Source organism: Herpetosiphon giganteus, from assembly GCF_016907925.1.
GTDB lineage: Bacteria > Chloroflexota > Chloroflexia > Chloroflexales > Herpetosiphonaceae > Herpetosiphon > Herpetosiphon giganteus.
In genome coordinates this window covers 1-14,009 of sequence record NZ_JAFBCZ010000014.1, presented here as the reverse complement: position 1 = coordinate 14,009, position 14,009 = coordinate 1, and the positions used below count along the sequence as shown (strand labels likewise).

Annotated in this window: 15 protein-coding genes; 10 read left to right on the top strand and 5 right to left on the bottom strand. The window is 52.0% G+C overall.

Annotated elements, in window-relative coordinates; genetic code table 11:
- Positions 1–2 precede the first annotated feature (2 nt).
- The 5 genes from glpB to JOD20_RS13860 all read left to right on the top strand — a co-directional run bounded on the left by glpB (position 3) and on the right by JOD20_RS13860 (position 5,250).
- Positions 3–1,208, top strand: coding sequence for a glycerol-3-phosphate dehydrogenase subunit GlpB (glpB, locus tag JOD20_RS13880; RefSeq protein ID WP_204755837.1), 1,206 nt, complete (start codon positions 3–5; stop codon positions 1,206–1,208).
- 593 nt (positions 1,209–1,801) lie between these two features.
- Complete coding sequence (locus JOD20_RS13875; protein WP_204755836.1) at positions 1,802–3,850, top strand: ATP-binding protein; 2,049 nt, start codon at positions 1,802–1,804, stop codon at positions 3,848–3,850.
- On the top strand, positions 3,831–4,514 hold the full coding sequence (locus JOD20_RS13870) for a response regulator transcription factor (RefSeq protein WP_110519387.1): 684 nt from the start codon (positions 3,831–3,833) through the stop codon (positions 4,512–4,514). The genes JOD20_RS13875 and JOD20_RS13870 overlap by 20 nt, the downstream gene beginning before the upstream one ends.
- 56 nt (positions 4,515–4,570) lie before the next feature.
- Positions 4,571–4,909: a hypothetical protein gene (locus JOD20_RS13865; protein WP_204755835.1), complete on the top strand. Its 339-nt coding sequence runs from the start codon at positions 4,571–4,573 to the stop codon at positions 4,907–4,909.
- 20 nt (positions 4,910–4,929) lie between these two features.
- On the top strand, positions 4,930–5,250 hold the full coding sequence (locus tag JOD20_RS13860) for a hypothetical protein (protein WP_204755834.1): 321 nt from the start codon (positions 4,930–4,932) through the stop codon (positions 5,248–5,250).
- A 32-nt stretch (positions 5,251–5,282) separates the two neighbouring features.
- Here the strand turns inward: JOD20_RS13860 and JOD20_RS13855 are convergent, their stop codons facing one another.
- Positions 5,283–5,738, bottom strand: a complete 456-nt coding sequence (locus JOD20_RS13855) for a redoxin domain-containing protein (protein WP_204755833.1) — start codon at positions 5,736–5,738, stop codon at positions 5,283–5,285.
- 81 nt (positions 5,739–5,819) lie between these two features.
- Here JOD20_RS13855 and JOD20_RS13850 point away from each other — a divergent pair, with 81 nt between their 5' ends.
- On the top strand, positions 5,820–6,305 hold the full coding sequence (locus tag JOD20_RS13850; protein ID WP_204755832.1) for a hypothetical protein: 486 nt from the start codon (positions 5,820–5,822) through the stop codon (positions 6,303–6,305).
- Positions 6,306–6,508: 203 nt separating this feature from the next.
- Here the strand turns inward: JOD20_RS13850 and JOD20_RS13845 are convergent, their stop codons facing one another.
- The gene (locus JOD20_RS13845) at positions 6,509–6,973 is read right to left on the bottom strand and encodes a GyrI-like domain-containing protein (protein ID WP_204755831.1); all 465 of its coding nucleotides are present in this window, start codon (positions 6,971–6,973) and stop codon (positions 6,509–6,511) included.
- A gap of 114 nt (positions 6,974–7,087) precedes the next feature.
- Positions 7,088–7,366 (bottom strand): HU family DNA-binding protein, encoded by a 279-nt coding sequence (locus tag JOD20_RS13840; RefSeq protein WP_054535028.1) that lies wholly within the window; start codon positions 7,364–7,366, stop codon positions 7,088–7,090.
- A gap of 410 nt (positions 7,367–7,776) precedes the next feature.
- Here JOD20_RS13840 and JOD20_RS13835 point away from each other — a divergent pair, with 410 nt between their 5' ends.
- From JOD20_RS13835 to JOD20_RS13820, 4 genes are all read left to right on the top strand, one after another.
- Positions 7,777–8,448 carry an MSMEG_4193 family putative phosphomutase gene (locus JOD20_RS13835; protein ID WP_204755830.1) on the top strand — a complete coding sequence of 224 codons (672 nt, stop codon included), beginning with the start codon at positions 7,777–7,779 and terminating at the stop codon, positions 8,446–8,448.
- A gap of 37 nt (positions 8,449–8,485) precedes the next feature.
- On the top strand, positions 8,486–9,091 hold the full coding sequence (locus JOD20_RS13830) for a DUF3090 domain-containing protein (RefSeq protein WP_204755829.1): 606 nt from the start codon (positions 8,486–8,488) through the stop codon (positions 9,089–9,091).
- Between the two features lie 111 nt (positions 9,092–9,202).
- Positions 9,203–9,958 (top strand): SCO1664 family protein, encoded by a 756-nt coding sequence (locus JOD20_RS13825; protein WP_204755828.1) that lies wholly within the window; start codon positions 9,203–9,205, stop codon positions 9,956–9,958.
- A 16-nt stretch (positions 9,959–9,974) separates the two neighbouring features.
- Complete coding sequence (locus tag JOD20_RS13820; RefSeq protein WP_204755827.1) at positions 9,975–10,769, top strand: nitroreductase family protein; 795 nt, start codon at positions 9,975–9,977, stop codon at positions 10,767–10,769.
- Here JOD20_RS13820 and JOD20_RS13815 read toward each other — a convergent pair.
- Together JOD20_RS13815 and JOD20_RS13810 are read right to left on the bottom strand one after the other, a co-directional pair.
- Positions 10,766–11,851: an STAS domain-containing protein gene (locus tag JOD20_RS13815; protein WP_204755826.1), complete on the bottom strand. Its 1,086-nt coding sequence runs from the start codon at positions 11,849–11,851 to the stop codon at positions 10,766–10,768. The two genes, JOD20_RS13820 and JOD20_RS13815, sit on opposite strands and share 4 nt — an antisense overlap.
- Before the next feature lie 209 nt (positions 11,852–12,060).
- A complete protein-coding gene (locus JOD20_RS13810) occupies positions 12,061–13,731 on the bottom strand; it encodes an acyl-CoA dehydrogenase family protein (protein WP_204755825.1) in 1,671 nt (556 codons plus the stop codon).
- Positions 13,732–14,009: the final 278 nt, after the last annotated feature.

The window sequence follows — 14,009 nt, the reverse complement described above, 5'->3', positions numbered from 1 at the left end:
GCGTGCAAGCTGATGTGTTGGTAATTGGCGCAGGCCTTGCAGGCTTGTGGAGCGCGATTCTGCATGCCCAAGCAGGCCGAAGCGTCACGTTGTTGGCCAAGGGCCATGGCACGTTGCCGTGGAGCAGTGGCTGCCTTGATCTTTGGCCGCACCAACCACCAGCCGAACCAAGCGCTCACCATCCTTTCTCGACCATTCAATCAGCGCTGGAACCAGCAACCCAAGCTTGGCTGCAATTCAGCGAGCAGCAGGGCTATCGCTTTATTGCTAAGCGCCAGCATGCGTGGTTGCCAACCGCAATTGGCACGTGGCGGCCAACCAACGCCGTTCCCTTAACGATGATCAACGCAGAACGCTCGATCATCAGCAATTATCGGGTCTTGGTGCTTGGTTTTCACGAATTGCGCGATTTCTTTCCGCCGTTGTTGGCAGCGCGGCTCGCAGAACAAGGGATTGCCGCTCGTGGCACATATTTAACGATGCCACCAAGCCAACGCAGCCGCGATTTCAATAGCGTCAATTTGGCCCGTTTATGCGAGCAAGCCAGTTTTCGCCAAGCGCTCATCAAGCAGATCGATCAGATTCGCGACGATGCACAACTCCTGCTGTTTCCCGCAATTCTTGGCCTCGACCAGAGCGCAAGTATAGTTAATGAACTGCAAACCAGCTTGGGCTGTTTGGTGGCCGAAGTGCCAACCTTGCCAACCAATGTGGCCGGATTACGCTTGCAACGCATGTTAATCAGCCATTTTGAGCAGTTAAATGGCCGTATTCAACTGAATGCAGAAGTTATTCGCGGCGAGTTTCAGCACCAACGGCTGGTTGCAGTATATAGCGCTGCCGCCGCCCGCGAACAACGCCACAGCGCCAAGCACTATATTTTGGCAACTGGCGGCATTGGCGGCGGTGGATTACGCGCCGATTATCCCAACCTGCTGCGTGAAACCGCGCTCAATTTGCCAGTCCAGCAACCAGCCGAGCGCGATCAGTGGTTCGAACCCAATCTTCACCAGCAACATCAGCTCTTTCAAGCAGGCATTGCAGTTAATCAACAGCTCCAGCCAATTGATACAGAGCACCAGCCAATTGCCGAAAATTTGCAAATTGTTGGGGCCGCTCTCGCCGGATGCGACCCGATTCGCGAGCGCTGGGTTGAGGGTTTAGCCCTTGCAAGTGCCACCCAAGCGTTTAAAGAACATAGAACATAGCGAAAGTCAGAAGGATGAATTATGAGGGATGAAAGTCAGAACATAGAACATAGAGCATAGAACATAATCCAAGGCAGAAGGCAAAAGGCAAAATAGGGGCGAGGGATCGAGTTCCGTTTTTAACGCAGAGGCGCAGAGGAACGATGGCTATGGGCTTTGGGCTATCGAAACCTTGTTCGTGCAATTCGTGGCATTCGTGGCGAAAAAGAACATAATCTGGCTAATATGTGGCGAAAAACCAGGGCTTTTGGATGAATGATTGGCAGGAAATCACACCGATCGTCCGCTAGCCAATAGCCTGTAGCTGTACTGGTACATTGCGTGACGGTTTTCCCCCTCACCCCCTAGCCCCCTCTCCCGTTCGACGGGAGAGGGGGAACCGCTGAATCCGTGCTCCCCTCGCCCGCGTTCAGTGGGAGAGGGGCTGGGGGTGAGGGGATCTTACAACCTAGCATCAAGGGCAGCAGAAACAGAATCTGTGGAATCTGTGGCTAAAAAACTGAGCCTTCGTGGCCTTCGCGATCTTCGCGGTTCCAATCCTTCGTGTCCTTCATGCGCTTCGTGGATCAACCTTATAGTGCAGCGGTATCGAGATGCAATTACGGCCTAAAATTCGCCTACCAACGCTGCTGATCGGCGTAAACTTAGCTGTGTTAATCATTGCCATCGTCGGAATTGCGACGGTGGCAATTAGCTTGTTGCTCGAATTGGGCGATGATCAAGGCTTAGCCCGAGTACGCCAAGGCGTTGCAATCGCTCAAAACGATGTGAAGCGTTCAGGCAACGAGGTATTGACAACCGCGCAACTGCTGGCCGAACGCCCAACTCTCGCCCGCTTGTTGCAAACCAATGATCAAGCTGCGCTCAGCACATTTTTGAGCCAATTTCAAGCCACCAGTGATCTCGCGGGCTGTGCAATCTATCAAGATGGCCAGCTATTAATCGCGGTTGGAGCTGAGGTTCCGGCCATGCCAGCCCTCGAAGATCGGGCATTATTGCTCGATGGCCCGTTGTTGCGCTTAGCTGCCCGCGTGCCACTCGCCACCGATCCGAGCGTCATTGTCGCGGTTTGGATCGAGCTTGACCAACAGTATCAAGCTGAATTATCGACTATTCTGAGTTTGCCTGTGGCGATTGTGCCGCAACAGCGCCTGAGCAACGCCAACGATCCATTAAGCCAAACCCAAACTGCGGCGCTCAACACAAACTCAACCACCGATAGCTATTTGCGCGCGCAACATCAGTACATCGCGAGCGCCCCGCTACTCGCCAGCACTGGCCAGCCAATTGGCGTTGTCAGTGTGACCCTGCCCGATACTCAAATTCGCAATTCGGCGCAGCGGCTCAGCGAAGTGTTGCTCACAATTGCCTTGGTTGGCGGAGTTTTGGCCTTTGGCCTCAATTTGTTGGTTGGGCGCTACGTTGGCGGGCCGTTGCGGCGTTTGACCAAAGCCGCCGCCCAAATTGGTCGCGGCGATTTAACCACGCCCGTGGCTCCCGCCAAAGGCGTTGAGGTTGGCACGCTTGCTGGCACCTTGGAAGATATGCGCCAACGCCTGCGCGGCCTGACTGCCGATCTTCAGCGCCAACAATCTGAGGCCAACGCTATTTTGGCGGGCATTGTCGAAGGCGTGTTTACCGTCGATCGCGATCGGCGAATTCGCTATTTGAATCAACAAGCAGCAAGCATGCTTGGCATCGAGCCTGAGCAGGCAATTGGGCGCTTTTGTGGCGATGTCTTGCAGCCACAGTTGATCGATGGCGTGCGGCCTTGTGAGCAAGCTTGCCCGATTATTCATGCCCGTTTTCGCGGTCAAGCCCAAGCCACCGAGCATTTACAGTTGCGCGATGGTCGCCGCCGCACCGTAATTATCACCAGTTCGGGTGATCTTGAGCACAATCATGTTCAAGTGATGCGTGATGAAACCGATATTGAAACTTCACGCCGTTTGCGCGATACAATTTTGGCGACTATTTCGCATGAGTTTCGCACCCCGCTCTCAGCCCAATTAGCTTCGTTGGAGCTGCTGCTTGATCAATTACCGCAACTTTCGACCGCCCAAATTCGCCAACTGATCGTATCATTACAGCGTGGAGCCTTGCGCTTAACCTATTTGATCGATAATTTGTTGGAAAGTGCGCGCATCGAAGCGGGCCAATTGACGATTCGACGCAGCGAAATCGCCTTAGATGCGGTCGTCGAGGCCGCAGTTGAGTTGATGTTGCCATTAATTCAACAACGCCGCCAGCAAGTCGAGGTCGATTTGCCCTATCCACTGCCGAATGTGGCTGGCGATGCCACCAGATTAACCCAAGTGTTTGTCAATCTGCTTGCCAATGCCAGCAAATTCTCGCCGCCCGATAGCACCATTGGCATTGGTGGTGAGGTAAGCGCCGAGCATTTGCAGGTTTGGGTCGAAGATGAAGGCCCAGGAATGCCGCCATCGCCCAGCGAATCGCCGTTTCGCCTGTTTGTGCGCGGGCGCAACGAGCCAGAGCAAAGCGGCGCAGGCTTGGGCTTGTGGATCGTTCAATCAATTATTGAGCGCCACGATGGCCGCATTCATGTACCAGCTCGCAGCCTTGGCACGCGGATTGTGATTGAATTACCCAGAGGAAGCGATGAAAATTTTAGTCGTTGATGATGATGCTGAATTACGCGGCTTAATTGGCTTTGCCCTGAGCCAAGCAGGCTATACCGTGGTGCAAGCTGCCGATGGAACCCAAGCCTTAACCCAATTTGCCAGCGAACAACCAGAATTGGTGATTCTCGATGTAAATATGCCAGGTTTGGATGGCTTTGAAGTTTGTCGCCGAATTCGTGCCCAATCGGCTGTGCCAGTAATGTTGCTGACTGTGCGCAACAGCGAAGATGATTTGATTCGGGGCTTGGATGGCGGCGCTGACGATTATCTCAACAAGCCATTTAGCCCTCGCACGCTCACCGCACGGGTGCGCGCTCTGTTGCGACGCGGTGGCGGCGAACGCCCAACGCCCTTGCAACAAGGCGATTTGGTGCTGGATACCGAGCGCCAAAGCGTTAGCCGCGAAGGCTTGGGCTTTGTCTCGTTGACCAATCGCGAATTTCGCTTGCTGCAATATTTGTTGGCCAATGCAGGCCGTGTCGTCAGCAACGAACAGGTTACCATCCACGTTTGGGGCCAGCATGGCATTGGCGATCGCACCCTATTGAAACAACTGGTGCATCGTTTGCGCCAAAAAATCGAGCCAAACCCCGCCGAGCCGCAATATTTGGTGACGATTCCTAGCGTTGGCTATATTTTGCAACCCAATGGCGCAAACTAAGCTGCATCAAAACCAACAACGCTGCGTACAGCGTTACAGAATATTTGGAGCCAGCGATGAAACCAAAATATAGCCTGTTGTATGCTGTGGTCGGGCTAGGCGGCGTAGGTATGAGCCTTGAGCAAGCCAGTAGCTTGGTCAATAGCGCATCGCTTGAAGCAAATTTCAAAAGTTTAGTCACGATTGCGTGGGGCTTATGGGTTGCGAGCAATGTTGGCTACTACTGGCTTTTTATGCGCCAATATGGCTATGAAAATGCTGCACCAAATCAACAGCCAACCCTAACCCAATTTAATGCGTGGCTCAGCCCAAGCCAACAACGGGTGCTGACTGGACTACAGCTTGGTTTGGTTGGATCTGGCGCGCTGTGGCTATTGAGCAAGCTGTTTTTCTAAACGCATAATCGGAGAGAACGATGAAATATTGGAAGCAGATTTTAGTGGGAATGATTGGCTTATTCGGCACATGTTTAGCCTTGATCGATAGCCCATTTTGGCAAACTGGCGGACTAAGCACTGGCTTGCGAATGTTAATCGATAGCATTCCAGGGGTGATGCTGATGCTTGCCAGCTATGTGCATGGCCGTTATCACCCGCGCTATCGCCAAGACCGCCAGCCAATTAAGCAAACTGCTGGGCTTTGGCCCGATTGGTTACCTGATGGCGCATTTAAGAGCTTGGCTGGCTTGGCATTGCTGCACGCAGGATTAGTGATTGTGCTGGCAATCATCAGCTAGCGCGATACAGGGCAGTACCGCGCCATTGCAATTTACAAGGTTTCGAGCACGTTCATCACTTCGTTTTGGTCGGGCTGTTGGCCAGGGTTGGTTACCGAAATATGGCGCACGATCCCAGCTTTATCAATCACAAATACGGCGCGATTGGTAAAGCCTTCTGGGCGCAACACGCCATAGGCTTCGGAAACCTGGCGTTGATAATCGCTGAGTAGTTGATATTCAAGCCCTAACTGATCGGAAAATGCTTTGTGCGACCATTTACTATCAGTGCTAATGCCAAAAATCTCAGTATCACGTTGATCGAATTCAGGCTTGCGGGCTTGATAACTGGGCAATTGCAACGAACAGACAGGGCTAAAATCTAAGGGATAAAACAGCAGCACAACGTTTTTTTGGCCTTGGAAGTCGGCCAAATGCACGTCGCCATCGGTGCCACTTAATGTCCAATCGGGGGCTTGATCGCCAACTTTAAGGGTGGTACTATCCACGCGCATCGCTCCTTAATGTACACACTCATCCTAAATACCGTATTGCATTATACTCCGCATTGGAGTGAATTGAGGGGAATTATGCCAAGCGAATCAGCAATCGAACCGATCGCCAAACACCGCGTTACCACAGTACACGCCGAACACATGCAGATTAATGGCACGCGGCTACGGATTGATCAGACACTTATTCCAATCGCAAACCTTGCCAAAGTTGCTCAAGTAAAAATCTACAAAGCTTTTCCGACCAAGCAATTATTGATTTTAGCCACAGGCTTAACAATTACGATGGGCTTAAGGTCAAACTTTTTAATCGAGGATGCCCAAAATGTGCTATCTGCAGGCCTAGTGCTAGCGATCACGTATCTCTTTTTCGATTATCTTGGCTGGCGCGACCAACATGGCTTGTTAGTGGTGCCAAACACTGGGCCGAATGAGGCAATTGTGTTCGTTCATGAAAATCCTGATTTTATTGGCCAAGTATTGGGGGCAGTTGAGCAGGTCATCGACAAGTCGGCAGCTGGCTATACCATCGATTGGACAAAACAAACGCTTGATGCCACATAAATTCCCTCACCCCCCAGCCCCCTCCTTTCAAGGGTAGGTTTTGAGCGATTGGTCGGCGATGGAGCGTTCCCTCACCCCCCAGCCCCCTCTCCCACAAAAATGCGGGCGAGGGGGAGCCGACCATTTTTCGCCAAGGAATTGTGGGAGAACCAGCGCGTTAAAGCCCCTCGCCCACGCCACGGGCGCGGGGATCTACTCAAAACTTACTGAATAGCAATCCAGATTTCGACTTGCTCAGGCTGGGCAAAATCGTAGTATTCAAAATCGGCAGTATAGCTGCGTTGATAGGTTTGGGGCTGGCTAAAATAGTCCCAAATCTGCACCCACAGCCCAAATACATCGCTTGGTTGGGCAATCGTTGCTTGCCAACGCAAATAACGCTGGGCAGGAATAGTAATTTGAGTTAAGCCAGCAGCAACTGGTTGCTCGCCGCTGACCGCATGGCCAACAATCAAATCGTACTCGCCCTGATGATCGCTGGCATAGTGGGTATAGACCGCATAGCGGCTGGTAAGATCAGCATTGGCGATCTGCTGGCTAATATTCTCGCTAAAAAAGCGTTGATACAATGGGCCGATTAAGCCAGTGTTGGGGTCGCTTTCTGCTTGATTGGTGGTGCGAGTTGCCAAGCCAGCAATTGTTACGCCAGCCCGTTCATAGACCTGCATAGAAAATCCTCATACAACACAACCAAGCAATTATACAAAACAAATGTGCTATTTTCAAGCCACAAAAAACCACGGCCAAGCCCATTGCCTAGCCGTGGTTGGGCCAACCGAGCATTATTTCTCGGTGACAGCTTTTTTCAAGTTGCTACCAGCCGAGAATGCTGGGGCGCGGGTAGCAGGAATTTCCAATGGCTCGCGGGTTTTGGGGTTGAAGCCAGTGCGAGCTTGGCGTTCGCGGACTTCAAAGGTGCCAAAGCCAGTCAAGACGACCCGATCGCCAGCTGCCAACGCTTCGGTAATGCTTTCGAGCAAGGCGTTAACTGCTTTGCCAGCTTGGGCTTGGTTCAAACCTGATTTTTCCGCAATGGCCTTGATCAAATCCGATTGATGCATTTGGAGTTACTCCTTACACTACCTGTCTTCACCAAAATAGAAAGACAGCCGCATGGCTTTAGTATCCTCGTAATACCTCAAGCATTCGCGATAGCACCTACCTTATATCACCCTTGCCAAGAATGCAAGTGCTTTTTGGCTCAGGGAGTAGGTTTTTGGCCTAGCAAAGAGCAAATGCAGTGCCATCAGCCTTGGATTTGGGCGATTTATTAAGCTTCTTTAGAAATTCTGGTTACAAATTGGCCATGGTTGGCCGCTTGGGGCGTGGGCTGCGCTTGTTCAGCACTAAGCAGCCAATAGCACGCCCAGCGGCTAGCGGCCAAAGATTAATCATCATAAGCTCACCATTGGCAGTAAAATCGCCGTATAATACGATGTATTGTGCGTCGTAGCGGAGGAAATCAAGACCAATGACGACGTTTTTATTAATTCGCCATGCTACTAACGATATGGTTGGTAAAGCCTTGGCTGGTTGGACACCCAACGTCCACCTCAATGCCGAAGGTCAGGCCCAAGCTCAACGCTTGGCTGAACATTTGGCCAACGCCCCGATCAAAGCGATCTATAGCAGCCCGCTTGAGCGTGCTGTCGAAACCGCCCAACCAATCGCGCAACAGCTTGGCCTTGAGGTTCAAATCTTGGCTGGCGTTGGCGAGATTCAATTTGGCGAGTGGACAGGCCGCACGATTAAGGAATTAGCCGATACCCCGACTTGGAGTAATATCCAGCGTTTTCCATCGGGAACGCGGATTCCAGGCGGCGAAACTTTGCGCGAGATGCAAAATCGGGTGGTCGATGCGCTCGAAGCGCTGCGTCAGCAACATCCCAATGAGGTTATTGCCGTTTTCGCCCATGCCGATGTGGTTAAAGCCATGATTGCGCATTATTTGGGCGTACATTTAGATTTGTTTCAACGAATTGTCATTAGCCCAGCCTCAGTGACGGTGGTTACGGTCAACGATAGCGGGCCGCATGTGCTGTGTGTCAATCAAACCAGCGAAATGCCCAGCTTTCCTGAAGCCAAGCCTGCTTCGAACGATCCAAACGAGGTTACGCCGGAAACTGAACGGCCTGTGGGTTAAGCTAAGCTCTCGCTTACACTGAATTGAAAGGTTCGGTATGTCAGATTTCGTCTACGATTTACGCCGCGTTAGCCATATTACGGCAGCAGCAGTTGGCCAGCCAGGCCAGCGCACGTTCTATCTTCAAGCCCAAAAAGGCAACGATCTGGTTTCGTTGATCACCGAAAAAGAGTTGGTTCGCGCGTTATGCTTACGCATTGACGATATTCTCGAAGAATTGGATAAGCGTGGCGTGGCGCGGCCCGATGCATCCGAGGAGCCAACCCCAGCCGAATTGTTGCTGCGGCCACCGTTAAATCCCTTCTTCCGCATCGCTCAAATGGCGCTCGCCTACGACCCAACCAGCGATCTGTTGGTCATCGAGGCCGATGAATTGCAGTTGGGCGACGATGATGAAGATGAAGATATTGATCCAATTTTGCAGCAACGCAGCGACGATGATGAAGAAGCCAAAAACGAGCCACGTCGCGTTCGCATTTCGGCAACCCGCGCCCAAATGCAAGCGCTAAGTCGCAACGCGATGGACATCATCACCACTGGCGGGCGGCCAATTTGCCCTCAATGTTTGCAGCCAATGGAAGATGAAGGCCATATGTGCGTCAAGAAAAACGGCCACGGCAATAAAAAAGCTTCCGAAATGTAGAAGTAGGGGGCGGGGGCTGGGGATCAGGGATCAGGTTTAGCCTAATTTGGGATTGAGCAACGTCCTGATCCTCAGCCCCCGCCCCCCATTTGCCAAATACTGAGGTAGCCCATGAGCGATAACGAATCAGAGCAACCCCTAGCGCTTGAGCTGGCAACGATCTTGCAAGTGCTGCGCGATGGCCGGATCGAATTGCAGGGCTTATTGCCATGGAGCAGTAACTATACCTTTTTAGTTGAAGTCCATGCTGATGACCCAAGCGAGCTGGTGCTGGGGGCGGTCTATAAACCCCAACGTGGCGAGAACCCGCTCTGGGATTTCCCGCAGGGCACATTATACAAACGCGAGGCAGCGGCGTTTATGATTAGCCATGCCTTGGGATGGCATTTGGTGCCGCCAACCGTTACCCGCCAAGGCCCCCACGGCGTTGGCTCGGTGCAATTGCTGATTCACGCCGATTACGAGCAGCATTTTTTTACCTTGAAAGAAGGTCACCAACGCGATTTTCAGCGTATGGCCTTGTTTGATATTGTGATCAACAATGCAGATCGCAAGGGTGGCCATGTGCTCGTTGATGATGATCAGCGGATTTGGGCGATTGATCATGGCATCTGCTTTCACGATGAATATAAGTTGCGCACGGTAATTTGGGATTGGGTGGGCGAGGATATTCCCGCAGAAGATTTAGCTGACCTCAAGCAACTGGCACAGGATTTGGAGCCAGACAGCAGCCTAACCCAAGCCCTCAACGCCATGCTCTATCCACGTGAAATCAAAGCCATGCGCCAGCGGCTCAGCCGATTGATCAGCAATGCCAAATTCCCCGCTTCGTATGGGCAGCGCTCAATTCCGTGGCCGCCCGTGTAGACAAGGATGTCCATTTATGGATTTGCTCGATGCGATTCGTTCGCGCCGCACCACCAATGGCCCATTTGAAGATCGCCCGCTCGACCCAGCTCATGTGCGAACTATTTTGGAGATGGCGGCTTGTGCACCCTCGCACTTTAATTCGCAGCCATGGCGTTTCGTCGTCATCCAAGATCAGGCGACGCGTATGCAACTAGCTGATATTGCTGGCGAATCGATGCAGAAATTAATGGCTGGTGGTCGCTTTTGGCAACGCTATCGCAAATATTTTCGCTTCTCCAAGAAGGAAGTTGATCAACGTGGCGATGGCATTTTGATCGACAATCTGCCAGCAGTGCTCAAACCCTTTGCCAAATATATTTTTACCGAGCGTGGCGGCGAGTTGATGGCCAAATTTCAAGTGCCCAAAGTGCTTGGCAAGGATGCCCGCAAGTTGGTGGCTGGTTCGCCCTTAATTTTGGGGATTACGCTGGATAAAAGCGAATACAAGCCCGACGATCTATCCGGCATGTACTCGCTGCTTTCGTTGGGCGCGGTGATGCAAACAATTTGGCTAACCGCCACCTCACTTGGCATTGGCATGCAGTTTATCTCGACTCCGATGGAAGTTGAAGGCCAGTGGGAGAAAATCAACAAGCTATTGCAGATTCCTGAAGAGCACAGTTTGATGGTGCTGTATCGTTTGGGCTACATTCCACAAAGCGCCGATCGCCCAACGATCGATTGGACCTCATCGCAGCGCAAGCGCACCGCAGCCTTGGCCTATGCCAACCGTTGGGACGAACCGTTTGAGCCAACAAACGAGGCTTAATTGTAGTTATGAATCCGTTGCAGGCCTTCTTGCAAGGTCGCCGAGGTGCTGATGGTATCCAATTCTAGGCCCAACGAAACCATGGCTTGGGCAACTTCGGGACGCACGCCAACTAGCATGGTTTCTGCGCCAAGCAAGCGTACCGCCCGCACCACACTAATAAAGCCTTGGGCAACTTGGCTATCGACCACCACAACCCCGGTAATATCCAGCACCAAATGTTTGATCGATTGACGCTGCACCGCTTGTAAGGCATTCTCTTGCAGGCGGCTAAGCCGTTCGCTATCAAGCGCCCCAACCAGTGGCATCACCAACACTTTGGCCGCCACTGGCAAGACTGGCACACTCATTTCGCGAATTACCTCGCGCTGCTGTTCAATCTCATCAAGCAAGCGTTCTTGGGTAGTGGCTCGCTCTTGCAACTTTACGAGTGCAGTTTCAAGGTCTGCTGTGCGCTCATTCACCTGTTGTTCGAGCGAGGCATTAAGTTCAGCCAATTGCCGAGCATTTTGCTCGATTGTCTGTTGACCATCAGACACTGCATCAAATGCCCCAACCGTAATTCGACTATTCACAAAGCTAATCACTGCGCCGATAAACGTCATGAGCAGGGCGTGGGTTAATACGCCGCCCCTTGTGGCAACGGTCTGCGCTGTAGGATAATTCAATTCCAACACCAAAATCATGACCCATATGCCCATCAAAACGCCGACAATTTGCCATGGCCGCAGCACGACCCCAGCAATCAAGACCGGAATCAACAAATAGGCCAAGGTATAGCTACTTTCGCCGCGTAAAATCATGGGAATCGAGATAATAAAAGCCGTTGAGATCACAACAATCCAACCAGCAAACGATACTTTGCCTCGGCGCGCCAGTGGAATAACGATCAATGACAAGATAATACCTAAGCCTAAGGCCACACCAGAGGTTAATGGCTTGGGATTAAAGATTAATGATGGGAGGGCAATTACTGCAATCACAAAAATCGCACACATCACGCTGATGATAATTTGGCCACGTCGCCGCACATCTTCAAGCGGATGATCAACCTGAGCTAACCACGCTAGTAGTGCTTTCATGAAAAAACCCTTTTTAGCTCAATCGGCTAAACCATTAATTATTGGATCGTTGGAGGAATAACAAGTTGCCCTACTATACCCTAGGCTATTCATGCGCGCAAACAGACAACAGTACTAGGCTCAACCGCTTTTTCATAGTACCCTAGCATAATTATTAATAGTTGAATATGATCGCATGTTAGGATTTTCCAGCTATGCAATTGTAAAAATTAACTCAGCAACAGTTGATTATCATCAGGATCGATCGCCACAATCAGATTAATCTGGCTACAACTAAACCGCCGTGCTGCCGCCGCCAACCAATGATCAGCATGCTCGCTCAAAGCTGCTTGAGCATGCTCAAGTAATAATGCCAATTCAAGTGTTCGGCCAACCGTCAATGCCCAACGACGTGCGCCCATTTCTGCCGCCGCCCGATCACGATTGCTCTCAGCCAGCCAGCGCTCACAGCGATCAAGCGAGGTTTGGGCTAGCTCAATTGCTTGGCTAAGGCTCGGATCATGGACGTTGCTCAGCCACAGGTTGACTTGCTGGCGCAAACTTGGCCAAATGCTCGGATCTTCGCTGATCGCACGCAAACTATCGAGCGCCAAAACATTGGTTGTGCCTTCCCACATCGAAAGCACCTGCGCATCACGCACGAGGCTTGGCAAGCCAGTATCTTCGACATAGCCAGCACCACCAAAGCTCTCAACAATTTCGCTGGTATGCTGAACTGCTTGGCGAGCAGTGGTTAATTTGGTAATCGAGGTCAGTAAGCGCAATAATTGGCGTTGTTGGGGCGTGCTCTTGCCAACTTCATCCAAGCCCAGCAATTCGATTAAATAGAACGTTAGCAGAAATGCGCCAGCATACTCAGCCTGCAAGCCAGCCAAAGTATCGATATGCAGCGGTTTTTGATTGAGCAGCGAGCCAAAAGCAAAGCGTTTTTGAGCATAATCTTGGGCCAGTGCCATGCCGCGCCGCATAAAGCCGACCGCCGAAACGCTGTTCCATGTGCGGGTAAGTTGCAACATTGGCACAATCGCCCGCACGCCATCCTGCAAGCCTGCGACAGGAATTGCTGGCGTGCCAAGCAGATTTAGCTCAGCTGTCGGCACTTTGCGCGTGCCCAATTTATCTTTCAGCCGATTGACTTCGATTTGATTGAGCCGCCCGTGTTGGTCGCGGGTTTCGACATAGAACAAGGCCAAACCACGCCCGCCAGCAGGGTTGCCCTCAGGTCGCGCCAAGGTCAAGGCCATTTGCGAGGTTGTGGCCGAGCTAAACCACTTGCGGCCATACAAACGCCATGTGCCATCAGCATCTTGGCGGGCAATCGTTTCTGAAAGCCCAACATCCGAGCCACCCGTCGATTCAGTCATCCACTGGCCGCTCGTCCAAAACTGCTTGGGATCGCGGCTAGTCAAATGGGGCATGGCGCGCTCGATCAACGCCTGATTGCCCGATTGAAGCAAGCTGCGGGCTGCGCCATCGGTCATCGCCAAGGGGCAACTATAAACATCGCTCGAAGGGTGAAAGAGATAGGCCAAGGCAAATTGGCAGGTGCGCGAATATTCAGCAAAGGTTTGTTCGTAGCCAGTTGCAATCAAGCCAGATTGAGCTGCGATCTGCTGGGCACGCTGCCAGAGCGGAGTCAACACAATCTGATCGATGCGTTCGCCCCAGGCATTCCACTGGGTCAATTCAGGCTCATTAAGCCGATCAGTCAATTGCAATTGATACAGTTCATTGGCGGCTAAATCGCCCATTTCGTGCAGCGCGGGGCCGATTTGGGCCAAGACCTCGGCGGGCAAACGGCGGCGCAGATACAATTGCAGCAGGCGATCACTTGTATATTGATTGGTAAGCTGTGGTGCTGGTTGATTAAAGGGTGGCATCGTTGCAACTCCTAGCTATTAGATGTAATGGTACATCAGATTAACCACGGCTAGATTCCCTCACCCCAACCCCTCTCCCGTGGCACGGGCGAGGGGCTTTAATGGCGTAGTTTTTGCATGATTTGTAGTGAAATTGGTGCTCCCCCTCGCCCGCGTTTTCGTGGGAGAGGGGGCTGGGGGGTGCTTACAAGGGTAGGTAGTTAATCGATGCGATGTACAAACGGCAGAGAATCCGCGTATACTGGACGTGTCAGCAGCCAGTGATCCGAGGAATTCTA

Excerpts from the sequence above, each read along its gene's own strand:
- JOD20_RS13850 (WP_204755832.1), top strand. The coding sequence starts at position 5,820 with ATGCCAAGCGAATCAGCAATCGAACCGATCGCCAAACACCGCGTTACC.
- JOD20_RS13835 (WP_204755830.1), top strand. The coding sequence starts at position 7,777 with ATGACGACGTTTTTATTAATTCGCCATGCTACTAACGATATGGTTGGT.
- JOD20_RS13870 (WP_110519387.1), top strand. The coding sequence starts at position 3,831 with ATGAAAATTTTAGTCGTTGATGATGATGCTGAATTACGCGGCTTAATT.
- JOD20_RS13860 (WP_204755834.1), top strand. The coding sequence starts at position 4,930 with ATGAAATATTGGAAGCAGATTTTAGTGGGAATGATTGGCTTATTCGGC.
- JOD20_RS13810 (WP_204755825.1), bottom strand. The coding sequence starts at position 13,731 with ATGCCACCCTTTAATCAACCAGCACCACAGCTTACCAATCAATATACA.
- JOD20_RS13825 (WP_204755828.1), top strand. The coding sequence starts at position 9,203 with ATGAGCGATAACGAATCAGAGCAACCCCTAGCGCTTGAGCTGGCAACG.
- JOD20_RS13815 (WP_204755826.1), bottom strand. The coding sequence starts at position 11,851 with ATGAAAGCACTACTAGCGTGGTTAGCTCAGGTTGATCATCCGCTTGAA.
- JOD20_RS13845 (WP_204755831.1), bottom strand. The coding sequence starts at position 6,973 with ATGCAGGTCTATGAACGGGCTGGCGTAACAATTGCTGGCTTGGCAACT.
- JOD20_RS13875 (WP_204755836.1), top strand. The coding sequence starts at position 1,802 with ATGCAATTACGGCCTAAAATTCGCCTACCAACGCTGCTGATCGGCGTA.
- JOD20_RS13830 (WP_204755829.1), top strand. The coding sequence starts at position 8,486 with ATGTCAGATTTCGTCTACGATTTACGCCGCGTTAGCCATATTACGGCA.
- JOD20_RS13865 (WP_204755835.1), top strand. The coding sequence starts at position 4,571 with ATGAAACCAAAATATAGCCTGTTGTATGCTGTGGTCGGGCTAGGCGGC.
- JOD20_RS13840 (WP_054535028.1), bottom strand. The coding sequence starts at position 7,366 with ATGCATCAATCGGATTTGATCAAGGCCATTGCGGAAAAATCAGGTTTG.
- JOD20_RS13820 (WP_204755827.1), top strand. The coding sequence starts at position 9,975 with ATGGATTTGCTCGATGCGATTCGTTCGCGCCGCACCACCAATGGCCCA.